Origin of the sequence: Microvirga sp. GCM10011540, assembly GCF_042650665.1 — a bacterium.
Lineage (GTDB): Bacteria > Pseudomonadota > Alphaproteobacteria > Rhizobiales > Beijerinckiaceae > Microvirga > Microvirga lenta.
Genome location: NZ_JBHSBQ010000145.1, coordinates 181,652 through 202,196, shown reverse-complemented (window position 1 = coordinate 202,196; position 20,545 = coordinate 181,652). Strand labels below are relative to the sequence as shown.

Below are 20,545 nucleotides of genomic sequence, written 5' to 3'. Positions count from 1 at the left end.
CATCCTCGCAAGTCCTCCCAGGAAGGGTACGAGTATGGCGACGATATCGATGATCCGCTGGCTGGCTCTTGGAGCGGCGCTCGCGCTTGCAGCACCGGCCGTTCAGGCGCAGCAGGCCCCCATCAAGCTCGGGGAGCTCAACTCCTACTCCAAATGGGCCGCCTTTACCGTGCCCTACCGCAATGGCTGGCAGATGGCCCTGGACGAGATCAACGCCAAGGGCGGCGTGCTCGGCCGCAAGCTCGAAATCGTCTCCCGCGACGACGGCGCCACGACGGGCGACGCGACCCGGGTTGCCGACGAACTGGTGACGCGTGAGGGCGTGTCGCTTCTGTTCGGCTCCTTCCTGTCCAATGTCGGCGTCGCCATGGCGGACTACGCCAACCAGAAGAAGATCGTCTACGTGGCCGCGGAGCCGCTGACCGACGCCATCACGATGGCGCAGGGTAACCGGTACACCTTCCGCATCCGCCCCAACAACTTCATGCAGGTCGGCATGCTGGTGGAGCAGGCGAAGGCCTCCGGCGCCAAGCGCTGGGCCATCGTGGCGCCGAACTACGAATACGGCCAGTCGGCGGCCGAGGTGTTCAAGCGCCTGATCAAGGAGCGCGTTCCCGGGGCCGAGATCGTCGCGGAGCAATATCCCGCGCTGGGCAAGATCGAGGCCGGCGCGACCGTGTCGGCCCTCGAACAGGCGCGGCCCGACGGCATCTTCAACGTGCTGTTCGGCCCCGACCTCACCCAGTTCGTGCGCGAGGGCAACACCCGGGGCCTGTTCGAGGATGCCACGGTTCTCTCCCTGCTGACCGGCGAGCCCGAATGGCTCCTGCCCCTGAAGGACGAGGTGCCGGAAGGCTGGACCGTGACCGGCTACCCTTGGGACCAGATCACCGAGCCGAAGCACAAGGCCTTCGTGGAGGCCTACCGCGCGAAATTCAACGAGACACCCCGTCTCGGTTCGCTCCTCGGATACATGACCGTGTACATGATCCGCGATGCGATCGAACGGGCAGGATCCGTCGAGACGGAAGCTCTCATCAAGGCGCTCGAGGACGCGAAGTTCGACACGATCATCGGCCCCGTGACGATGCGCGGCATCGATCACCAGTCCACCATGGGCGCCTGGGTCGGCAAGCTCGTCCAGCAGGGCGCGACCGGCGGCATGACCGACTGGACCTACAAGGACGGCGCATCCTTCATGCCCTCCGAAGCGGAGGTCAAGGCGGTTCGGAAGGAATAACGGCTTGAAGAAGCGAGGCGCGCACGTGCATCTCTCGACAGGACGGTAACCCACCCATGGAGCCGTCCTTCCTCGTCATCCAATCCCTCAACGGATTGGCCAGCGCCTCGTCCCTCTTCATCACCGCCTGCGGCCTGACCCTCGTCTTCGGGGTGACGCGGATCGTGAATTTCGCGCACGGCTCGCTCTACATGATCGGAGCCTATACGGCCGCGACGCTGGTGCCCTGGCTGCTCCAGTTCTATTTCGGGCCGGTGACCTTCTGGGCCGGCATTCTCGCCTCGGCCCTCGTCGTCGGCCTGATCGGCGTGGTGCTCGAAATCGTGCTCCTCCGGCGCATCTACGCAGCGCCCGAACTGTTCCAGCTGCTGGCCACCTTCGGCGTCGTGCTGGTCGTGCAGGATCTGGTGGTGCAGGTTTTCGGGCCGCAGGACATCCTCGGGCCGCGTGCCCCGGGATTGCGGGCGCCGGTCGAGATCCTGGGACGCCGCTTCCCCTCCTACGAGCTCGTGCTCATCGCGGCGGGGCCCATCGTCCTCGGCCTCGTCTGGCTGCTCCTGCGAAAGACCCGGTTCGGCGTGCTGGTCCGGGCCGCCACCCAGGACCGGGAGATGGTCGCCTCCCTCGGGGTGAACCAGGCGGTGCTGTTCACCGGCACGCTCTTCCTCGGCGCCTTTCTGGCCGGGCTCGGCGGCGCGCTCCAGATCCCCCGGGTCGCGGCCAATACGGGCATGGACCTCTCCGTCATTGCCGAAAGCTTCGTCGTGACCGTCGTAGGCGGCATGGGCAGCGTCCCCGGCGCCTTCCTCGCGGCCCTGATCATCGGCCAGCTCCAGGCCTTCGGAATCCTGATCTTTCCGAAGAGCACCCTCGTCGTCGTCTTCCTTCTCATGGCCGTAGTTCTCGCGATCAGGCCCTATGGGCTGTTCGGGCGGCCGGAGGTCGTCGGGGGCACCCACGCGGTCGGCATCGTCAGCCGCAAGCCGCGATCCTCGGACATGGCGGTGGCGGTGATCGTGCTCGCGCTCCTGGCCTGCCTTCCCCTCGTCGCCGACGCCTACCTGCTCAAGGTGGCGACGGAGATCCTGATCTTCGCGCTCTTCGCCTTCAGCCTGCAGCTCCTCATCGGCGTCGGCGGCATCGTCAGCTTCGGCCATGCCGCCTTCTTCGGCCTGGGAGCCTACGGCGCGGCCCTCGGCATCCGGTGGCTGAGCGCGCCTATGGAGGCGGCGCTGCCTCTCGGGCTGCTTCTGGCCGCCGTGGGCGCCGCCCTGATCGGAGCGTTCGTGGTGCGTCTCTCGGGGATCTATCTCGCGATGATGACGCTCGCCGCGGCGCAGATCCTCTATGCGGTCGCGTTCCAATGGGTCGAGGTGACCGGGGGCGACAACGGCATCGTCGGCGTCTGGCCGGCCGAATGGGCGAGCGGGCAGACCCGCTATTACCTGCTCACCCTGGGCCTGACCGCTTCCGCCGTCCTGGTCCTCAGGCGGGTGATCGACGCGCCCTTCGGCTACGCCCTGAGGGCTGCGCGGGACTCGGAGCCGCGCGCCGAGGCGATCGGCCTGAACATCCGCCGTCACCGCTGGCTCGCCTTCATCCTGTCCGGCGCGGCGGCGGGCCTGGCCGGGGGGATCTACGCCTTCTCCCGCGGCTCAGTCGATCCGAGCCTGCTCGGCATCCCGACATCGGTCGATGCCCTCACCATGCTCCTCCTCGGCGGTATTCAGACCGTCACCGGCCCTCTCGTGGGCGCGGGCGTCCTCCATGCCCTGCGCGACCAGATCATGCCTCTGACCTCCCTGTGGCGGATGTTTCTCGGCCTGAGCATCATCGCCATCGTGCTCATCTTCCCGCGCGGTCTCGTGGGCACCGTCGGGCATTGGCGCGAGGCGCGGTCATGAGCCTCCTCGCGGTGCGGGACCTGAACAAGACCTTCGGCGCCGTGGTGGCGGCCCGGGATGTCGGCTTCACCCTGGAGCGGGGCGAGATGCTCGCCCTGATCGGCCCCAACGGCGCCGGCAAGTCCACGGTCTTCAACATGATCGGCGGCCAGCTCCGGCCGGACCGGGGGCGGATCCTGCTCGACGGGCACGACATCACCGCCGCCTCCCCACAGAAGCGTTTCCGGCGCGGTGTCGGCCGCACCTTCCAGGTGGCCCAGACGTTTCTCTCCATGACCGTGGCGGAAAACGTGCAGATGGCCCTGATCAGCTGCAACAGGGAGGCGCAGGCCGGGTGGGTTCCGGCCCGGGAGCATCATCGCCCCGAGGCGCTGGAGCTTCTCGCCATGGTGGGCATGGCCGACGCGGCGGACCGTCCGTGCTCCGCCCTTGCCTACGGCGACGTGAAGCGGGTGGAACTGGCCATCGCCCTCGCGGGCAAGCCCAAGCTTCTTCTCATGGACGAGCCGACCGCCGGCATGGCTCCCCAGGAGCGGGCGGCCCTGATGGATCTGACGGCTTCCATCGCCGTTTCCCGGGCCATCGGCGTGCTGTTCACGGAGCACGACATGGATGTGGTCTTCGGCCATGCGGGGCGGGTTCTCGTGCTCCTGAGGGGCGAGATCATCGCGGCCGGAACCCCCGACGAGATCCGCCGGGACCCGCAGGTGAGGCAAGCCTATCTGGGCGACGAGCACGCCTTGGAGAAGCCGGAAGCAGGGAGACCCGCATGACGGCGCCTCTGCTCGACGTCGTCAATCTGTCTGCCGCCTATGGCCGGGCACGGGTCCTGTTCGGATTGTCCCTCCATCTCGACCCGGGCGAGGTCGTGGCCCTGGTCGGGCGGAACGGAGCCGGCAAGACCACCACCCTGAAGGCAATCATGGGCCTCGTGCCCGCGACCGCCGAACGCTTGGCCTTCAAGGGCAGGCCGATCCTCAATCTCTCCACCTACCGCATCGCCCGCCTCGGCCTCGGCTACGTTCCCGAGGACAGGCGCATTTTCACCGATCTGACGGTCGAGGAGAATCTCGAAGTCGGCCGGCGCGAGGCCCGGGGCGGCCTCTCCCCCTGGACGCCCGAGCGCCTCTTCAAGCTCTTTCCCAACCTCGCCGAGATGAGGGGGCGGCGCGGCAACCAGATGTCGGGAGGCGAGCAGCAGATGCTGTCCATCGCCCGCACGCTCATGGGCAATCCGGAGGCGATCCTCCTCGACGAGCCCTCCGAGGGAATCGCGCCGGTCATCGTTCAGACGATGGCAGAGGCGATCCGCGCCATGAAAGCCGAGGGCGTCGCGGTGCTGCTGTCGGAGCAGAACTGGGCTTTCGCTGCCGGCATCAGCGACCGGGCCTGCGTCATCGAACGGGGCGAGATCCGGTTTCAGGGCCCCATGAAGGACCTGATGGCCGATGCCGCCCTGCGGGCCGAGACCCTGGGGGTGTGATGCCCCGATGCCCCCGCCGGGCAGGTGGCGGATGCAACAAGCGCAGCGCTAAGGCGTTGACGGGCGGGGCCAAACGCCCGATATGCACCCGGTCCGGCGCGCTCCGCGCCTTCTCCAGTTTTCAAGCCGTTTGAGGAATCCCTGCTTCATGGGCGTCATCCATGTGACCGATCGGGCCGGCCAGCGCCATACCCTTGAGGCCATCGAAGGCTGGCGGGTCATGGAGATCATCCGGGACTGGGGGCTGCCCATCGAGGGCCTGTGCGGCGGAGCCTGCGAATGCGCCACCTGCCATGTCTTCGTCAGCGAGGACTGGCTGTCGAAGCTCTATCCTCCCACCGAGGAGGAGGAGGACCAGCTCGACACGGTGGTCACCCAGCCGAATTCGCGCCTGTCCTGCCAGATCATCTGGACCCCTGAGCTGGATGGTCTGGAGCTCACCCTCGCCCCCACGGGGGGCTAATCGTCAAGCCTGCCGCATTGCCAAACGCGCAAGACCGTGCTTTTCGGGACCGCGCGAAGGAGCCAGTTCATGACCGACAATATCGAAACGGACGTCGTCATCATCGGAGCGGGACCTGTGGGCCTGTTCGCCGTCTTCGAACTGGGCCTCCTCGACATCAAATGTCACGTGATCGACATCCTGCCCAAGGTCGGCGGCCAGTGCGCCGAGCTCTATCCCGAGAAGCCGATCTACGACATTCCCGGCTTCCCCATGATCACGGGCCAGGGCCTCGTCGACAACCTGATGGCGCAGATCGAGCCGTTCCATCCGACCTTCCACCTGAACGAGATGGTGGAGAGCGTGGAATCGATCGGCACGCCCGAGGCTCCCCTGTTCCGGGTCAAGACCTCGGAGAACGAGACCACCTTCACCTGCAAGGCGATCCTGATCGCGGCGGGCGGCGGCTCCTTCCAGCCCAAGAAGCCGCCGATCGAGAACATCGAGGCCTATGAGGGCACGGGCGTGTTCTATGCCGTGCGCCACATGCAGATGTTCCGCGACAAGCGCGTCCTGATCGTCGGCGGCGGCGACTCCGCCCTCGACTGGACCGTGAACCTCCAGCCCATCGCCAAGCGCCTGACGCTCCTGCACCGCCGCGACGCCTTCCGCGCCGCGCCGCATACGGTGGAGAAGATGCGCTCCCTGGTCGGCTCCGGCGACATGGACCTGCATCTGGGCCAGGTCACCGCTCTCAAGGGCACGGCGCCGGTCCTGGAGGGCGCCGTCATCCGCAAGGACGACGGCTCGACCTTCGAGGTCGCCTGCGACGTGATGCTGCCCTTCTTCGGCCTGACCATGAAGCTCGGTCCCATCGCCGAATGGGGCCTGAACCTGCATGAGAACCTGATCCCGGTCGATACGGAGAAGTTCGAGACCAACGTTCCCGGCATCTTCGCTATCGGCGACATCAACACCTATCCGGGCAAGCTCAAGCTCATCCTCTCGGGCTTCCACGAGGGCGCGCTGGCGGCCCAGAAGGTGCACCGCTACGTCTACCCGGAAAAGAAGCTCCTCTTCCAATACACGACGTCCTCGTCGAGCCTGCAGAAGAAGCTCGGCGTCGCGGCCTGACCGTTTTCGGAACCGGCCCAGCTTCCTCTTGCGGAGCGGGCCGGTTCCTGAAAATGTCCGGGCTATGAACACGACGTCAGACCTCTCCCTCGGCCGGCGCGTCATGGCGCTGCTCGACGGGCTCGCCCGGCACAGCGACGAGCCCGGGCGCCTCACCCGCCTCTATCTCTCGCCGGCCCACCGGGACGCGGCGGAGACGACCCTCCGCTTCATGCGCGAAGCAGGCCTCGACAGCCATATCGACCCGCTCGGAACCGTGGTGGGGCGGATGAGCGGGGCCGATCCGGACGCCCCCGCCCTTCTGATCGGCTCCCATATCGACACGGTGGTCGATGCCGGCCGCTTCGACGGCACCCTCGGGGTCGTGTTGGGGATCGTGGTTGCCGAGACCCTGCGGGCCGAGGGGATCACCCCCTCCTGCCCGATCGAGGTGCTGGCCTTCGGCGACGAGGAGAATGCCCGTTTTCCGACCAATCTCTCGACCTCCTATGCCCTGTCGGGCCGCTACAACCCGGCCTGGCTCGACGGCCAGGACCAGGACGGCGTCTCTCTGCGGGATGCGCTGATCCGCTTCGGCGGCGACCCGGAGGGCATCGCCGGCATCGCCCGCAACCCCGCGCGCTATAAGGGCTATCTCGAGGTCCATATCGAGCAGGGACCGCTGCTGGAAGCGCGCAACCTGCCGGTCGGGATCGTATCGGCCATCAACGGCATCACCCGTGCCCGCGCCACCGTGACCGGCGAAGCGGGCCATGCGGGCACGGTGCCCATGACCATGCGCCGGGATGCCCTGGCCGCCGTGGCCGAAATGATCGGGATCGTGGAACGTGCCGGGTCGACGCGCACCGACACGGTCGCGACGGTGGGCGTCGCCCAGGTTCAGCCGGGTGCGATCAACGTCATTCCGGCGCGGGTCGACTTCACGCTCGATGCCCGCTCTCCGGACGATGCCGTGCGTCACGCCATGGTCGAGGACATCGTCAGCGAGTGCGAGGCGGCCGCACAGAGACGCGGCGTGAGCCTCACCATCGAGCCCTTCATGGATTCGCCCGCAATCCCCATGGACAAGGACCTGATCCTGGGGCTCGAGGAGGCTGTCGGGACAATCGGCGTCACGCCCCTGCGCCTGCCCTCCGGCGCAGGTCATGACGCGGTCGCCATGGCCAGCCTTTGCCCCGCCGCGATGCTCTTCGTGCGCTGCAAGGACGGCATCAGCCACAATCCGGCGGAGTCGATCACGGTCGAGGACGCGGATGCGGCCGCGCGCGTCCTGGTCGAGGCCGTCAAGAAGCTGACGGCGGGAGCGCCTCGTTGACGATGTCCCCGTCCCTGGAATTCGTCGAAGAGCCGAATGCCGACCTACGGCGAACCGTTCTGGAGGGCATCCGCTCCTTCAACAGAACTCTCTTTGCCCATTATCCGGAGAGCCGGGATCTCGCCATCGCCATCCGGGATCCGGACAGCCAAACATTCGTGGGAGGCCTGCTGGGACGCACCGCAGGCGGCTGGCTCGCCATCGAGCTTCTGTTCGTGCCCGAGGCCTTTCGCGGCCAGGGGCTCGCCACGAGGCTGCTCGCGATGGCCGAGGAGGAAGCCCGGCGCCGGGAGTGCCATTCGGCCTGGATCGACACCCTCAACCCGAGGGCACGTGAGCTTTACGAGCGCCTGGGCTACGCGGTGTTCGGGGAACTCCAGGACTATCCGGTCGGCTCCAGCCGTTTCTTCCTGCAGAAAAAGCTCGCGCCCGTTCCTAGCACCTGAGGCGCGCTATCCCTGCCAGTCCTCGGCGAGGATGGCCCAGCGCTCGTGGTCGCGCCATTCGCCGCCGATCTTGAGATAGCGCGGCGAGTAGCCCTCCTGACGGAAGCCGAGGCGTTGCACGAGGTTGCGCGACGGGAGGTTGCCTGGCTGGATGTTGGCTTCGAGACGGTGGAGACCGAGGACCTCGAAGGCGTGGGTGATCGAGAGACGCACGGCTTCGCTCATGAGGCCGCGCCCGTCCATGCCCAGGACCCCGTAATAGCCGAGATAGGCATTCTGAAAGAAACCGCGCACGATCTCGCTGAGGTTGACGACCCCGACGATCCGTCCGCTCGCTCTCTCACGCGCGACAAGCCCAACGGCGCGCTCGCCGTCGCAGCGGTTGAAGTAGGCGTGGAAGCTCGCCTGGTCGCGGCAGGGAGACACCCAGGGTTCATGCAAGGCGATGCTGGCGAGATTGGCGGCAATCAGTTCATCGGCATCTTCGATTCGAACCGGCCGGACGATGACGGAGGACGTCATGCTCTCGATCCTCTGTTAGGAACCATGACTTAGCGCTGTCGTTGTCGTCCGTCTCCTCCAATAACGAAGGGTCGATCATGAGAGCCGCCATTCTCCCCGCTTTCGCCTTCATTCTCGGTGTCGGATTCCTTTCAGCGCCCGAGGCGCAGGCCCGCTTCAACGCAGCCCAGTTGCAGGCCCCTTCGCTCATGGAGGACGTGGCGTGCGTCACCCGCCGCATTCGCACCGTTCGGCCGAACGGGCGCGTCGTCTATCGGACCGTTCGCCGGTGCGGTGTGAGGCCCGCTCCGCGCTGGAGAGACCGCTGCCGTACGATCAGGGAGCGAGTGATCCGCCCCAACGGGACCGTGATCTACCGCAACATTCGCCGCTGCCGCTGACCGGCGGCCTTCGGGCCTGGAATGCTCCAGGCCCGTTCTCCCGCATCATTCCAAAGCGCCGACGGCGTCCTCGACAGCCTCGACCACCGCGCCCGAGCGCACCAGGTCGAGGGCTTGGCGCATCTCGGTCGCGTACCAGCGATCGCCTTCCAGCGCCGGCGGAATGACGGCGCGGATCGCGTCCATCGCGGCCCGTGAGCCCTTGCCCAGGGGGTAATCCTTCGCCAGGGGCTCGACCAGCGTGAGGGCCTGGGCCGCCATCAGCAACTCGCCCGCCACGATCTGCTCCACGTTCTCCACGACGGAGCGCGCCTTGCGCCCGCACCAGGTCGAATTGGAAATGTGATCCTCGGCGTTCGACTTGCCGGGGATGGAGTCGACCGAGCCCGGCGTCGCCAGGCTCCGGTTCTCCATGACGAGAGCCGACATCGAGCACTGGACCGTCGCATAGCCGGTGTTGAGGCCGCGCTTGCCGGCGAGGAGGTTGCGCGGCAATCCGTAGGACATGGTCGGGTCGACGAGACGGGCCAGGCGCCGCTCCGAGATCGAGCCCAGATCGGCCATGGCGATGGCAAGCACATCCATGGCCTGCGCCACGTACTGCCCGTGAAAATGGCCGCCGGAAATGGAGACGTAGCCGCCATTCCCGTCGTCGAAGATCAGGGGATTGTCGGTGGCGGAGTTCATCTCCGTCCCGATGATGCGCTCCACGTATTCCACCGCTTCCACGGCCGGCCCGTGGACCTGCGGCGTGCAGCGCAGGGAATAGACGTCCTGGACGCGCGGGCTTGCCGGAGTGCCGGGCTGGCGCGGTTCGTCGGGGAACACGACGTCCCGCGCCGCCTGTGAGCAGCGCTTCGTGCCCTCGAGGATACGCAGGAGATTGCGGGCGACGCGGGCTTGGCCGGGATGCGGGCGAGCCCTGTGGACCCGCGGATCGAACGCCGCCAGCTCGCCGCGCATGGCCTCGAGGGAGAGGCACATGGCGATGTCCGCGTGCTTCAGGAGACGGCGTGCGTCGTAGGTGGCCAGAGCGCCCAGGGCCAGCGACGTGGTCGAGCCGTTGATGAGGGCGGAGGCGTCCTTCGCGCCGAGTTCGAAATCGGGCTCGAACCCGGCCTTGGCGATGGCCTCCCGCGCAGGCATGCGCCGGCCCTTGTAGACCATCTCGGCTTCGGCGAAGCCGCACACGGCGCCGGCCATGTGCGCCAGCGGGGCGAGATCCCCCGATGCGCCGACGGAGCCCTTCTGCGGAATGACCGGGTGCAGGCCCGCATTCAGGAAATCGATCAGCCGCTCGACCAGTTCGACGCGCGGGCCGGAATAGTTGGACGCGAAGGCGTTGGCGCGCAGGAGCATCATCGCCCGCGTCACGTCCTCGGCGAAGGGCTCGCCCACGCCCGTCGCATGGGCATAGACGGTCTTGCGCTGATACGCCTCCATGTCGGCGATCAGGACGCGCTGGTCCTTGAACAGCCCCACGCCCGTGTTGAACGCATACATGAGCGGGGCATCGTCATGCATCCAGGTTTGGTCGATATAGGCGCGCGTCGCGGCGATGCGCTCGCGCGCCTCGGGGTGCAGGGCCGCCTTTTCGAAGCGTCCCTTTCCGTTGGGGCGGGAGACCCGCACCACATCCTTGACCTTGAGCTTTACTCCGTCGACCTTGACCGCCATGGCCCATCCCTCGTGTTCACCCGAGGGATAGCGAGGCTTCCACCGACACGCAACCTTGCTTCTCGAACCGCGCTTGCGCCGGCGGCGGCGTCTTCAGCCGATCCAGGGAGCGAGCCGTCGCGTTCAGGTGCGGCCGAGTCGCTTCGTGGTCTGCGGATCGAACAGGTGCACGTTGGCCGGATCGATGGAGAGGGGCAACTGGCGGGTATCCGCCGGGATCTGGCCGGTCGAGGCCTGCACGACGAATTCCGAGCCCGCCACCTTGCCGTGGAAGAGCTGCGTTGCGCCGAGCTCCTCGACGAAATCCACGTTCATCGTGAGGGCGCTGCTGCCAGCGGCGCCGGCCTGAACGTCCTCGGGACGCAGGCCGACCTCGATCGCGGAGCCGGGGGTCAGGCCCTCGCGCATGTCCGTCACGGCCACGCTCTGTCCGCCCACCGACACGCGGCCGGGGCCCTCCACCTGTCCGGGAAGGATGTTCATGGGCGGGGAGCCGATGAAGGTCGCCACGAACCGGGTTTCCGGACGGCGATACACTTCGGAAGGCGTGCCGACCTGCTCGATCTGGCCGCCGCTCATCACCACGAGCTTGTCGGAGAGCGTCATCGCCTCGACCTGATCGTGCGTCACGTAGATGGAGGTGACGCCGAGGGTGCGCTGAAGGCGCTTGATCTCGACGCGCATCTGCACGCGCAGCTTGGCGTCGAGGTTGGAGAGCGGCTCGTCGAAGAGGAAGACCTGCGGCTTGCGGACGATGGCGCGGCCCATGGCGACGCGCTGGCGCTGACCGCCCGAAAGGGCGCGGGGCTTACGGGCCAGGAACGGCTCGATGGCGAGGATGCGGGCGGCTTCATTCACCCGCTTCGCGATCTCGTCCTTCGGCGTTCCGCGGTTCTTCAGGCCGTAGGCCATGTTGTCGTAGACGCTCATATGGGGATAGAGCGCGTAGTTCTGGAACACCATCGCGATGTCGCGGTCGGCGGGCTCGACCTGGTTCACGACCCGGTCGCCGATCTTCACGGTGCCGCCCGAGATCGTCTCGAGACCTGCGATCATGCGCAGAAGCGTAGATTTGCCGCAGCCGGAGGGGCCGACCAGCACACAGAAAGAACCGTCCTCGATGCCGAGGGACACGCCCTTCACGGCCTCGACATTGCCCGTATAGACCTTCCGCACGGTATCGAGCGTCACGCCTGCCATTGTCTTCAATCCTTCACTTCAGCCTGTGCGACGAGGCACGGGGCCAGATATTCCGTCGTTGATCTGTTCAGCCCTCCCCTTCGAGAGGAGGGCGACGCGCGATCTGCGCGTCACTTCTCCGTTTCGACGAGACCCTTCACGAAGAGCCTCTGCATGAAGATGACCACCAGGACCGGCGGCACCATCGCCAGAACGGCCGTCGTCATGGCGATATTCCACTCCGTGAGCGCATCCTGCGTGGTGATCATCTTCTTGATGCCGATGACGATGGTCTGCATCGAGCTCTGCGTCGTGATCAGCAGCGGCCAGAGATACTGGTTCCAGCCATAGATGAACTGGATCACGAAAAGCGCCGCGATGGTCGTGATCGACAGCGGGATCAGCGTATCCTTGAAGAAGCGGAAGGCGCCCGCTCCGTCGATCTTCGACGCTTCCAGCAGCTCGTCCGGGATCGTCATGAAGAACTGCCGGAACAGCAGCGTGCCGGTCGCCGAGGCGATGAGCGGCAGGATGAGACCGGTATAGGTGTCGAGCAGGCCCAGATCCGCCACGATCTTGTAGGTCGGGTAGATGCGCACCTCGACGGGCAGCATGAGCGTGATGAAGATGATCCAGAACGCGGTCATGCGCAGCGGGAACCGGAAGTAGACCACCGCGAAGGCGGAGAGGACCGAGATCAGGATCTTCCCCACCGCGATCCCCATCGCCATGACGAAGGAATTGAACATCATCATGCCCACCGGCTCGCGGGATGCGCTGCCGCCGATGAAGAGGGTGCGATAGTAGTTGTCGCCCGCCTGATCGCCGGGAACCAGCGGCATGTTGCCGTTGATGATCGTCGAGGCGTCGAACGTGGAAGCCATGATCGCCAGGTAGACCGGGAAGGCCACGATGACGATACCGATCGTGAGGATCAGGTAGGCGAGGAGGTTTCTATAGCGTCGGTTCTCGACCATCAGTACTGCACCCTGCGCTCGACGTATTTGAACTGGATGGCGGTCAGCCCGATCACGATGATCATCAGGATCACCGACTGCGCGGCCGATCCGCCGAGATCGCCTCCGAGACGGCCGTCGGCATAGACCTTGTAGACGAGGGTGGTCGTCTGCCCGGCCGGGCCGCCCCCCGTCACGGCATCGATGATGCCGAAGGTGTCGAAGAACACGTAGACGATGTTGACGACGATGAGGAAGAACGTCGTCGGCGAGAGCAGCGGGAAGATGATCGTCCAGAAGCGGCGGATCGGGCCAGATCCGTCGATGGCGGCCGCCTCGATCACGCTCTTGGGGATCGACTGCAGTCCCGCCAGGAAGAACAGGAAGTTGTAGCTGATCTGCTTCCAGGTGGCGGAGAGCACGAGCAGCGTCATGGCGTGGTTGGCGTCGAGCATCGGATTCCAGTCGATGCCGATCGCCTTGATCGGCCGCGACAGGGTGCCCAGGGTCGGGTGGAACATGAAGATCCACAGCACGCCCGCAATGGCGGGAGCCACGGCATAGGGCCAGATGAGGAGCGTCTTGTAGCCGTTCGAGAAGCGCAGCTGCTTGTCGGCCTGGGTGGCGAGCAGCAGGGAGACGGCGAGGGACAGCACCGCGACCGCCGTGGAGAACACGGCCGTGGTTACCATGGCGCGGTAATATTCCGGCTGCTGGAACAGGTGGCGGTAATTCTCGAACCCGACGAACTCGCTCGAGAGGCCGAAGGCGTCTTCGAGGAGGAAGGATTGCCAGACGGCCTGCGAGGCCGGCCAATAGAAGAAGATGAGCGTGATCGCGAGCTGCGGCAGAAGCAGCATGTACGGCAGGATCTTGCTCGAGAAGAGGGCGCGTTTTTCCATCGCGTTCAGGTCACCCAGTGCAGGCCGGTCTGGAACGGCTGACGCGTTCCGCAGGCTCTCTCTATAAGATCATCCCGGGCGGTCGCGGACCGCCCGGGATGACATGTTGGCTTAGCAGCTTTTAGCGGCTGACGGTGCGCTCGAACTGACGCAGGAGCTGGTTGCCGCGGTTGACGGCGGAATCGAGGGCTTCCTTGGCCGACTTCTTGCCGGCGAGGGCAGCTTCGATTTCCTCAGACCACATGTCGCGCATCTGGACCATGTTGCCGAGGCGCAGACCGCGGGAATTCTCGGTCGGCTCCTTATTGGTCAGCTCGATCAGGGGCGTCTGGAGGACCGGGTTCTTCTCGTAGAAGCCGGACGCCTTGGTCTTCTCGTAGGCTGCCTTGGTGATCGGCAGATAGCCCGACTCCTGGTGCAGCTTGGCCTGACGGTCGGTGTCCGACAGGAAGGCGAGGAACTTGGCGACGCCCTTGTACTCATCGGCCTTCTTGCCGCCCATGACCCACAGCGACGCGCCGCCGATGATGGAGTTCTGCGGAGCGCCCTGGACGTCCGGATAATACGGCATCGGCGCCGACGTGAAGTCGAACTTCGCGTTGGCCTTCACGTTGCCGTAGAAGCCCGACGAGGTCAGGAAGATCGCGCATTCGCCCGAGGTGAAGCGACCCTCGGAGCGGCTGTCGCGGCCCGAGTAATCGTAGGTCTTGTCCTTCTGCAGGTCGACGAGGTTCTGCAGGTGCTTCACGTGCAGGGGCGAGTTGAACTTCAGCTCGGTATCGAAGCCGTCGAGGCCGTTGGCCTTCGTGGCCAGCGGCACGTTGTGCCAGGCGGAGAACTGCTCGATATGGGCCCAGGAAGCCCAGGCGTTGCTGAAGCCGCAGGTGTCGTGGCCGGCAGCCTTGAGCTTCTTGGCCGCATCGAACACCTCAGGCCAGGTCTTCGGAATTTCGTTGACGCCGGCCTTCTTCAGGGCGTCCCGGTTGATCCACATCACCATGGAGGAGGAGTTGAACGGGAACGAGAGCATCTCGCCCTGAGAGGTCGAGTAGTAGCCGGTGATCGTCGGCAGGTAGGCCTGCGGATCGAACTTCTCGCCCGCTTCCTTCATCAGCTCGTGGACCGGCTTGACGGCGCCCTTGGCGCCCATCATCGTCGCGGTGCCGACCTCGAAGACCTGCAGGATGTGGGGGGCGTTGCCCGCACGGAACGCGGCGATGCCGGCATTCATGGTGTCGGCGTAGTTGCCCTTGTAGCTGACGACGACCGTGTAATCCTTCTGGGAGGCGTTGAACTCCTCGGCCAGCTTGTTCACGACCTCGTTATTGGCACCCGTCATGGCGTGCCACCACTGGATCTCCGTCTGAGCGAAAGCAGACGTGCTCGTCGCAAGGCCGAGGGCCAGGGCGGCGAGGAAGGACTTATTCTTCATTCCAATCTCTCCCATAGTCATCCCGTCCGGGATGTTCTTGTCGTTCATCACCCCTGCGCAAAGGCTGGATGACATTTCCATGACGGAAACATGACAATCATAGCCGGCTCCAAAATGGAAGCCCTTTCGTTGAGCAGGCTTAACGCCCGGGCGGGAACAGGCCCGAGCGGCAGATCGTTGAGATCCTATATCCCAACGGAAGAGAGTCCCATGCCCCAGATGATCACGGCCCTGTTCGAGAATGCCGCCCAGGCGCGCCAGGGCTTGCAGGCGCTGATTGAGATGGGGATCGCCCAAAACCGCATCGTCGCCGTCGGATCGGAGGATGCCCGGGAGGTCTCGGCGATTTCCGGTTTCCGCACCCTGTCGGCCCGCGACGACGCCCAGGCGGCCCTCCACGACCTGAACCTGCCGCCGGACGACCTTCGCGTCTTCGAGGAGGGGCTGCGCAAGGGCTGCGCCCTCATTGCCGCACAGGTCGACCGGGACAACCTCGAGGAGGCCGCCCGCGTCCTCGAGATGTTCGATCCTGTGGATCTCGATCGGGACAGCCGGGATCGGATGCAGTCGCAGGGCTCCGACATGCCGACGGCGGATGCGGGCGCCCCCCTCGCCGCCGGGATCACCGGAGGCTCCACCGCGGGCACGACCAACACGAGCGCCCTGCCGGGCATGGGCCTGATGTCGGAGGCCGCGGACGATCTCGGCACGGCCGACCTCCGGACGGACGAGACCGCACAGCCGGGAATGGGCCAGAGCACGACCACGGCCACCGGAGCCCGCCGCGGTGACGAGCGGGCAGACTGGGAGGGCGTCAACGAGCTCGGCGTCCGCTCTCAACCGCCGGCAGCCCAGACGGGTTTTCTTCAGCGCCACATGAACCGGGGCGGCCGCGTCTGGGCCTACGGCTCGGTCGAGGACAGCTCCCTCTAGGTCCGCTCAGATGACGTTGCGCTCCAGGAGCGGACGGTTGGCGACCACCCGCTCATAGGCGAGCTCGGACAGGTCCAGGCTCCGGTAGCCTCCGTGGACGATCAGCTCCGAGAGGCCCCGGCCGACCGCAGGCGCCTGCTGCAGGCCATGGCCCGAGAACCCGTTGCACAGATAGAGGTTCTCGATCTCGCCGGCCCTGCCGATGATGGCGTTGTGGTCGAGAAGGCACATGTCGTAGGGCCCCGACCAGGCGCGGCCCGGCTTGATCGCCTCGAAGGCGGGGACGCGGTGGGCCAGGGCGGGCCAGATGAATTCCTCGAAGAAGGAGAAGTCGATCTCCTGGGTCGCAGGATCCTCGTCCCTCCAGTCCGGATCGAGATCGGCCTCGGGCGACGCGCCGCAGATGAAGTTGCCCTCGCCTTCCGGACGCACATAGGCCCCCGAGGTATCGATGAGCAGCGGACAGTTCTCGACCCTGTCGCGACAGGTGAAGGTGAAGACGTAACGGCGTTTCGCCTGGACGGGGATGTCGAGCCCCGCCTTTGCCGCGAGCGCCCTGCCGCCGGACCCGGCGCAGTTGACGAGTGCGCCGCAGGCGATGCGGGTGCCGTCCGCGAGGCGCACGGCCACGATCCGGTTGCCCTCCCGCTCGACCTCGACCACCTCGCCCCTCACGTATTCCGCCCCCAGGGAGCGGGCCTTCTTGCGGAAGGCCTGCAGGAGACCCCAGCCGTCGAACCAGCCCTCGCCCGTGCGGCCCCAGGTGCCGGCCTTCAGATCCTCGACATTGAGCCAGGGGAAGCGCGCCTTCAGGGCGGCGGCGTCCATGTAAAGGATATCCGCGCCCTCCGCCGCCTGGAGCGCCTGGTTCTCGGCGAGCGTCGCCGCGCCTGCCTCCGTGGCGCAGTAGAGATAGCCTCCCTCCTTGAGGTCGATCTCCGGCCGCTCGCCGTCGACCGCGAGGCGGTCGCCGATGCTGCGCAGGAACTGGATCCCGTAAAGCGAGATCCTGATGTTCACCGCGCTGGAATATTGCTGGCGGATCGAAGCGGCCGAGAGGGCGGAGGCCGAGAGCTGGTAGGTCGGATCCTTCTCGACGACGACGACCCGCCCCTTGAAGCCCGGGTCGGCCAGCAGGTGATAGGCCGTCGACGAGCCCATGACGGCACCGCCGACGATGACGACATCGGCTGAGGAGGAGGCGTTGGAAATCATCGTTCGAATTTCGTTGAGAGGATGATCGAGGACTGGGTGCGCTCCACGCCCTCGACCGCGCCGATCTTGTCGATGGCGGCATCGAGGGAGGGGACGTCTTCGGCCTCTACCACTGCCAGAAGATCAAAGACACCCGCAACGGAATGAAGGGCGCGCAGTTCAGGCATGCGCTGGAGCGCGGTGACGACTCCCGCGGAGGCTTTGGGCGCCACGACGATGGTCACGTGCGCCCGCACCATCCGCCGGCCGATCTCCTCGGCCAGCCGTACGGTATAGCCGACGATGACCCCCCGCCGCTCCAGACTTTCGACCCGGGCCTGAACGGTCGTCCGGGACAACTTCAGACGTCTGGCCGCCTCGGCGTGGCCGATGCGGGCATTCTCACGCAGGAGGGCAATCAGGGCGCGGTCCGTGGCGTCGATCATCGATCTGTTCAATGACTCTGGCGATATGCCGAAACCTACTTGGCTTTTCGTCAACCTGTCTATGGCGTTTTGCAGCCGCCTGCCTTTTTCTCAGGCCAACAGCAAAGGGAGATCCATATGCATTCCATCCTCGTCATCGGTGCCGGCAAGATCGGCTCCACCATTGCCGACATGCTCCATGCCACGGGCGACTATGCCGTGACCGTCGCCGACGGCTCCGCGGCCGCCCTGGAGGCCGTGGCGCGGGATGGGATCAAGACGATCCAGCTCGACTTCAACGACGCGGTGGCCCTGCAGGCGGCCCTGAAGGGGCATTACGCCGTCCTGAGCGCGGCGCCCTATCACCTGACCGGCCATGTGGCCCAGGCCGCCCGCCTCGCCGACGTCCATTACTTCGACCTCACCGAGGACGTCGCCACGACCCGCATGGTCAAGGAGCTGGCCGAGGGCGCGAAGACCGCCTTCATTCCGCAATGCGGCCTGGCTCCGGGCTTCATCTCCATCGTGGCTCACGACATCGCCCGCCGCTTCGACAAGCTCGACACGGTCCGCCTGCGGGTCGGCGCCCTGCCGCAATACCCCTCGAACGCGCTCTCCTATAACCTCACCTGGAGCACGGACGGCGTCATCAACGAGTATATCGAGCGCTGCGAGGCCGTGGTCGACGGCAAGCTCCGGGAGGTCCCGGCCATGGAGGAGCTGGAGGAGTTCTCCCTGGACGGCACCCGCTACGAGGCCTTCAACACCTCGGGCGGCCTGGGCACCCTGTGCGAGACCCTCGACGGCCAGGTGCGCAGCCTGAACTACAAGACGATCCGCTATCCGGGCCATTGCGCGCTGATGCGGGTCCTTCTCAACGACCTCCAGCTTCGCAATCGCCGCGAGGTTCTCAAGGACATCCTCGAAAATGCCGTGCCGGCCACCATGCAGGACATGGTCATCGTCTTCGTGACCGTGACGGGCGAGCGCGAGGGACGCCACGTGCAGGAGACCTATGCCCGCAAGATCTACGGCCAGAAGGTCGCAGGCGTCCAGCGCACCGCCATTCAGGTGACGACCGCCGCCGGCATCTGCGCCATGCTCGACCTTCTCGTCGGAGGCAAGCTGCCGCAGCAGGGCTTCCGCCGTCAGGAGGAGGTCGATCTCGACACCTTCCTGGCCAACCGCTTCGGCCGCGTCTATGCGGGCGAGCTGCTGGAGGAGACGGGCGGCAAGGGCAGCAAGAAGATCGGCCTCGACGCCGTCGCCTGATTTCATTTAAACACGGCGGCACGACGTGCCGCCGTTCCGCTTTTCAGATCTGAGCGAGGGGCGGCAACCCTTCGACTGACCGGGAGACCACCATGTCCGCAAGCCTAAAGCCTGTCTCCGCCACACCCGCGACCGTTGCGGAAGAGGCGCGCTCCATCTTGTCCCGCCTCGGCGTGCCGGACAGCGTCTTCGCCCCGACCGGCCGTCCGGCCACCTCGCCGATCACCGGCGAGACCATCGTCCATGTCCGCGAGACCACCCCGGACGAGGCTCGCGCCACCATCGGCCGGGCCGACGCCGCCTTCAAGGTCTGGCGCAAGCTGCCGGCGCCGAAGCGCGGCGAGTTCGTGCGCCTGATCGGCGAGGAGCTGCGCGCGGCCAAGGAGGATCTCGGCCGCCTCGTGACGCTGGAAGCCGGCAAGGTCATTTCCGAGGGCCTCGGCGAGGTGCAGGAGATGATCGACATCTGCGATTTCGCGGTCGGTCTCTCCCGCCAGCTCTACGGCCTGACCATCGCAACCGAGCGCGCCGACCACCGCATGATGGAGACCTGGCATCCGCTGGGCGTCTGCGGCGTGATCTCCGCCTTCAACTTCCCCGTGGCCGTCTGGTCCTGGAATGCGGCGCTCGCCTTCGTCTGCGGCGACCCCGTGGTGTGGAAGCCCTCCGAGAAGACCCTGCTCACCGCGCTCGCCACGCAGGCCATCGTCGAGCGCGCCGCCAAGCGCTTCGGCGGCGTGCCCGAGGGCCTCTCCGAGGTTCTCCTCGGCGGCCGCGAGATCGGCGAGATCCTGGTCGAGGATCACCGCGTGCCTGTTCTCTCCGCCACCGGCTCCACCGCCATGGGCCGGCAGGTCGGCCCCAAGCTCGCGGCGCGTTTCGCCCGTGCGATTCTGGAGCTCGGCGGCAACAACGCCGCGATCGTCGCGCCCTCCGCCGACCTCGATCTGGCTCTGCGCGGCATCGCCTTCGCGGCCATGGGCACGGCGGGCCAGCGCTGCACCACCCTGCGCCGTCTCTTCGTGCATGAGAGCGTCTACGATCAGCTCGTGCCGCGCCTGAAGAAGGTCTACGGCAGCGTGAAGATCGGCGATCCCCGGGCGGACGGCGTTCTCGTCGGCCCGCTGATCGACAAGTCCGCCTTCGACGGCATGGAGCGGGCGCTCGACGAGGCCCGCGCCGCCGGCGGCACGGTGCATGGCGGCGGGCGCTACACGGATGCGGATCTCGGCGACGGCTACTATGCCCGTCCCGCTCTGGTCGAGATGCCGGAGCAGACCGGCCCCGTCCTGCGCGAGACCTTCGCGCCGATCCTCTACGTGATGCGCTATTCGAACCTGGACGAGGTGATCGAGCAGCACAATGGGGTGGGAGCGGGCCTGTCCTCCTCGATCTTCACCCTCGACATGCGCGAAGCCGAGACCTTCATCTCGGTGGCGGGCTCCGATTGCGGCATCGCCAACGTGAATATCGGCCCCTCGGGTGCCGAGATCGGCGGCGCATTCGGCGGCGAGAAGGAGACGGGCGGCGGTCGCGAGGCGGGCTCCGATGCCTGGAAGGCGTACATGCGCCGCGCCACCAACACCATCAATTACGGCACGACCCTTCCGCTCGCCCAGGGCGTGAAGTTCGACGTCGACGCGTAATTGATCAGGTGACATTCCCTTGAGAGGGTGAAGGGCATATCCTGCCCTTCACCAACCCTTCCG

At 66.3% G+C, this 20,545-nt stretch carries 20 protein-coding genes; 12 read left to right on the top strand and 8 right to left on the bottom strand.

The window, feature by feature from the left end; translation table 11 throughout:
- Positions 1-34 precede the first annotated feature (34 nt).
- The 8 genes from ACFOYU_RS26870 (at position 35) to ACFOYU_RS26835 (ending at position 7,964) form a co-directional block, all read left to right on the top strand.
- Entirely contained in the window at positions 35-1,240 is a 1,206-nt protein-coding gene (locus tag ACFOYU_RS26870) for an ABC transporter substrate-binding protein (protein ID WP_226739001.1), read from the top strand.
- 56 nt (positions 1,241-1,296) lie between these two features.
- Positions 1,297-3,144 (top strand): ABC transporter permease, encoded by a 1,848-nt coding sequence (locus ACFOYU_RS26865; protein WP_377035890.1) that lies wholly within the window; start codon positions 1,297-1,299, stop codon positions 3,142-3,144.
- On the top strand, positions 3,141-3,917 hold the full coding sequence (locus tag ACFOYU_RS26860; protein ID WP_377035889.1) for an ABC transporter ATP-binding protein: 777 nt from the start codon (positions 3,141-3,143) through the stop codon (positions 3,915-3,917). The genes ACFOYU_RS26865 and ACFOYU_RS26860 overlap by 4 nt, the downstream gene beginning before the upstream one ends.
- Positions 3,914-4,627: an ABC transporter ATP-binding protein gene (locus tag ACFOYU_RS26855; RefSeq protein WP_377035888.1), complete on the top strand. Its 714-nt coding sequence runs from the start codon at positions 3,914-3,916 to the stop codon at positions 4,625-4,627. Before ACFOYU_RS26860 ends, ACFOYU_RS26855 begins: the two co-directional genes overlap by 4 nt.
- Positions 4,628-4,775: 148 nt before the next feature.
- Positions 4,776-5,090, top strand: coding sequence for a 2Fe-2S iron-sulfur cluster-binding protein (locus tag ACFOYU_RS26850; RefSeq protein WP_226738994.1), 315 nt, complete (start codon positions 4,776-4,778; stop codon positions 5,088-5,090).
- Between the two features lie 69 nt (positions 5,091-5,159).
- Positions 5,160-6,203 carry an NAD(P)/FAD-dependent oxidoreductase gene (locus ACFOYU_RS26845; RefSeq protein ID WP_226738992.1) on the top strand — a complete coding sequence of 348 codons (1,044 nt, stop codon included), beginning with the start codon at positions 5,160-5,162 and terminating at the stop codon, positions 6,201-6,203.
- A gap of 64 nt (positions 6,204-6,267) precedes the next feature.
- Positions 6,268-7,518: an allantoate amidohydrolase gene (locus ACFOYU_RS26840; RefSeq protein WP_377035887.1), complete on the top strand. Its 1,251-nt coding sequence runs from the start codon at positions 6,268-6,270 to the stop codon at positions 7,516-7,518.
- 2 nt (positions 7,519-7,520) lie between these two features.
- Positions 7,521-7,964 (top strand): GNAT family N-acetyltransferase, encoded by a 444-nt coding sequence (locus ACFOYU_RS26835; protein WP_377035955.1) that lies wholly within the window; start codon positions 7,521-7,523, stop codon positions 7,962-7,964.
- 6 nt (positions 7,965-7,970) lie between these two features.
- On the opposite strand, the gene ACFOYU_RS26830 is transcribed toward ACFOYU_RS26835, so the two are convergent.
- Positions 7,971-8,486 (bottom strand): GNAT family N-acetyltransferase, encoded by a 516-nt coding sequence (locus tag ACFOYU_RS26830; protein ID WP_226738988.1) that lies wholly within the window; start codon positions 8,484-8,486, stop codon positions 7,971-7,973.
- A 77-nt stretch (positions 8,487-8,563) separates the two neighbouring features.
- On the opposite strand from ACFOYU_RS26830, the gene ACFOYU_RS26825 reads away from it, so the two are divergent.
- Complete coding sequence (locus tag ACFOYU_RS26825) at positions 8,564-8,866, top strand: hypothetical protein (protein WP_377035886.1); 303 nt, start codon at positions 8,564-8,566, stop codon at positions 8,864-8,866.
- Between the two features lie 45 nt (positions 8,867-8,911).
- Here ACFOYU_RS26825 and hutH read toward each other — a convergent pair whose 3' ends face one another.
- The 5 genes from hutH to ugpB all read right to left on the bottom strand — a co-directional run bounded on the left by hutH (position 8,912) and on the right by ugpB (position 15,012).
- Positions 8,912-10,543 (bottom strand): histidine ammonia-lyase, encoded by a 1,632-nt coding sequence (gene hutH, locus ACFOYU_RS26820; RefSeq protein WP_377035885.1) that lies wholly within the window; start codon positions 10,541-10,543, stop codon positions 8,912-8,914.
- Between the two features lie 123 nt (positions 10,544-10,666).
- Positions 10,667-11,743, bottom strand: coding sequence for a sn-glycerol-3-phosphate import ATP-binding protein UgpC (locus ACFOYU_RS26815; RefSeq protein ID WP_226738982.1), 1,077 nt, complete (start codon positions 11,741-11,743; stop codon positions 10,667-10,669).
- A 110-nt stretch (positions 11,744-11,853) separates the two neighbouring features.
- Positions 11,854-12,699, bottom strand: a complete 846-nt coding sequence (gene ugpE, locus ACFOYU_RS26810; protein WP_377035884.1) for a sn-glycerol-3-phosphate ABC transporter permease UgpE — start codon at positions 12,697-12,699, stop codon at positions 11,854-11,856.
- A complete protein-coding gene (gene ugpA, locus ACFOYU_RS26805; protein WP_377035883.1) occupies positions 12,699-13,580 on the bottom strand; it encodes a sn-glycerol-3-phosphate ABC transporter permease UgpA in 882 nt (293 codons plus the stop codon). The genes ugpE and ugpA overlap by 1 nt, the downstream gene beginning before the upstream one ends.
- Before the next feature lie 121 nt (positions 13,581-13,701).
- On the bottom strand, positions 13,702-15,012 hold the full coding sequence (gene ugpB / locus ACFOYU_RS26800) for a sn-glycerol-3-phosphate ABC transporter substrate-binding protein UgpB (protein WP_377035882.1): 1,311 nt from the start codon (positions 15,010-15,012) through the stop codon (positions 13,702-13,704).
- Positions 15,013-15,222: 210 nt separating this feature from the next.
- On the opposite strand from ugpB, the gene ACFOYU_RS26795 reads away from it, so the two are divergent.
- Positions 15,223-15,945, top strand: a complete 723-nt coding sequence (locus ACFOYU_RS26795) for a hypothetical protein (RefSeq protein ID WP_377035881.1) — start codon at positions 15,223-15,225, stop codon at positions 15,943-15,945.
- A gap of 6 nt (positions 15,946-15,951) precedes the next feature.
- Here the strand turns inward: ACFOYU_RS26795 and ACFOYU_RS26790 are convergent, their stop codons facing one another.
- Together ACFOYU_RS26790 and ACFOYU_RS26785 are read right to left on the bottom strand one after the other, a co-directional pair.
- Complete coding sequence (locus ACFOYU_RS26790) at positions 15,952-17,160, bottom strand: FAD-binding oxidoreductase (RefSeq protein ID WP_226738975.1); 1,209 nt, start codon at positions 17,158-17,160, stop codon at positions 15,952-15,954.
- Positions 17,157-17,585, bottom strand: coding sequence for an Lrp/AsnC family transcriptional regulator (locus ACFOYU_RS26785; RefSeq protein ID WP_226738972.1), 429 nt, complete (start codon positions 17,583-17,585; stop codon positions 17,157-17,159). The genes ACFOYU_RS26790 and ACFOYU_RS26785 overlap by 4 nt, the downstream gene beginning before the upstream one ends.
- Positions 17,586-17,702: 117 nt before the next feature.
- On the opposite strand from ACFOYU_RS26785, the gene ACFOYU_RS26780 reads away from it, so the two are divergent.
- Together ACFOYU_RS26780 and ACFOYU_RS26775 are read left to right on the top strand one after the other, a co-directional pair.
- Complete coding sequence (locus ACFOYU_RS26780) at positions 17,703-18,836, top strand: saccharopine dehydrogenase family protein (protein ID WP_226738969.1); 1,134 nt, start codon at positions 17,703-17,705, stop codon at positions 18,834-18,836.
- A gap of 92 nt (positions 18,837-18,928) precedes the next feature.
- Positions 18,929-20,482, top strand: coding sequence for an aldehyde dehydrogenase family protein (locus tag ACFOYU_RS26775; protein ID WP_377035880.1), 1,554 nt, complete (start codon positions 18,929-18,931; stop codon positions 20,480-20,482).
- Positions 20,483-20,545: the final 63 nt, after the last annotated feature.

What these genes read in the sequence shown, in the direction of transcription:
- ACFOYU_RS26870 (WP_226739001.1), top strand. Translation starts at nt 35, where the DNA reads ATGGCGACGATATCGATGATCCGCTGGCTGGCTCTTGGAGCGGCGCTC.
- ACFOYU_RS26865 (WP_377035890.1), top strand. Translation starts at nt 1,297, where the DNA reads ATGGAGCCGTCCTTCCTCGTCATCCAATCCCTCAACGGATTGGCCAGC.
- ACFOYU_RS26860 (WP_377035889.1), top strand. Translation starts at nt 3,141, where the DNA reads ATGAGCCTCCTCGCGGTGCGGGACCTGAACAAGACCTTCGGCGCCGTG.
- ACFOYU_RS26855 (WP_377035888.1), top strand. Translation starts at nt 3,914, where the DNA reads ATGACGGCGCCTCTGCTCGACGTCGTCAATCTGTCTGCCGCCTATGGC.
- ACFOYU_RS26850 (WP_226738994.1), top strand. Translation starts at nt 4,776, where the DNA reads ATGGGCGTCATCCATGTGACCGATCGGGCCGGCCAGCGCCATACCCTT.
- ACFOYU_RS26845 (WP_226738992.1), top strand. Translation starts at nt 5,160, where the DNA reads ATGACCGACAATATCGAAACGGACGTCGTCATCATCGGAGCGGGACCT.
- ACFOYU_RS26840 (WP_377035887.1), top strand. Translation starts at nt 6,268, where the DNA reads ATGAACACGACGTCAGACCTCTCCCTCGGCCGGCGCGTCATGGCGCTG.
- ACFOYU_RS26835 (WP_377035955.1), top strand. Translation starts at nt 7,521, where the DNA reads ATGTCCCCGTCCCTGGAATTCGTCGAAGAGCCGAATGCCGACCTACGG.
- ACFOYU_RS26830 (WP_226738988.1), bottom strand. Translation starts at nt 8,486, where the DNA reads ATGACGTCCTCCGTCATCGTCCGGCCGGTTCGAATCGAAGATGCCGAT.
- ACFOYU_RS26825 (WP_377035886.1), top strand. Translation starts at nt 8,564, where the DNA reads ATGAGAGCCGCCATTCTCCCCGCTTTCGCCTTCATTCTCGGTGTCGGA.
- hutH (WP_377035885.1), bottom strand. Translation starts at nt 10,543, where the DNA reads ATGGCGGTCAAGGTCGACGGAGTAAAGCTCAAGGTCAAGGATGTGGTG.
- ACFOYU_RS26815 (WP_226738982.1), bottom strand. Translation starts at nt 11,743, where the DNA reads ATGGCAGGCGTGACGCTCGATACCGTGCGGAAGGTCTATACGGGCAAT.
- ugpE (WP_377035884.1), bottom strand. Translation starts at nt 12,699, where the DNA reads ATGGTCGAGAACCGACGCTATAGAAACCTCCTCGCCTACCTGATCCTC.
- ugpA (WP_377035883.1), bottom strand. Translation starts at nt 13,580, where the DNA reads ATGGAAAAACGCGCCCTCTTCTCGAGCAAGATCCTGCCGTACATGCTG.
- ugpB (WP_377035882.1), bottom strand. Translation starts at nt 15,012, where the DNA reads ATGAAGAATAAGTCCTTCCTCGCCGCCCTGGCCCTCGGCCTTGCGACG.
- ACFOYU_RS26795 (WP_377035881.1), top strand. Translation starts at nt 15,223, where the DNA reads ATGCCCCAGATGATCACGGCCCTGTTCGAGAATGCCGCCCAGGCGCGC.
- ACFOYU_RS26790 (WP_226738975.1), bottom strand. Translation starts at nt 17,160, where the DNA reads ATGATTTCCAACGCCTCCTCCTCAGCCGATGTCGTCATCGTCGGCGGT.
- ACFOYU_RS26785 (WP_226738972.1), bottom strand. Translation starts at nt 17,585, where the DNA reads ATGATCGACGCCACGGACCGCGCCCTGATTGCCCTCCTGCGTGAGAAT.
- ACFOYU_RS26780 (WP_226738969.1), top strand. Translation starts at nt 17,703, where the DNA reads ATGCATTCCATCCTCGTCATCGGTGCCGGCAAGATCGGCTCCACCATT.
- ACFOYU_RS26775 (WP_377035880.1), top strand. Translation starts at nt 18,929, where the DNA reads ATGTCCGCAAGCCTAAAGCCTGTCTCCGCCACACCCGCGACCGTTGCG.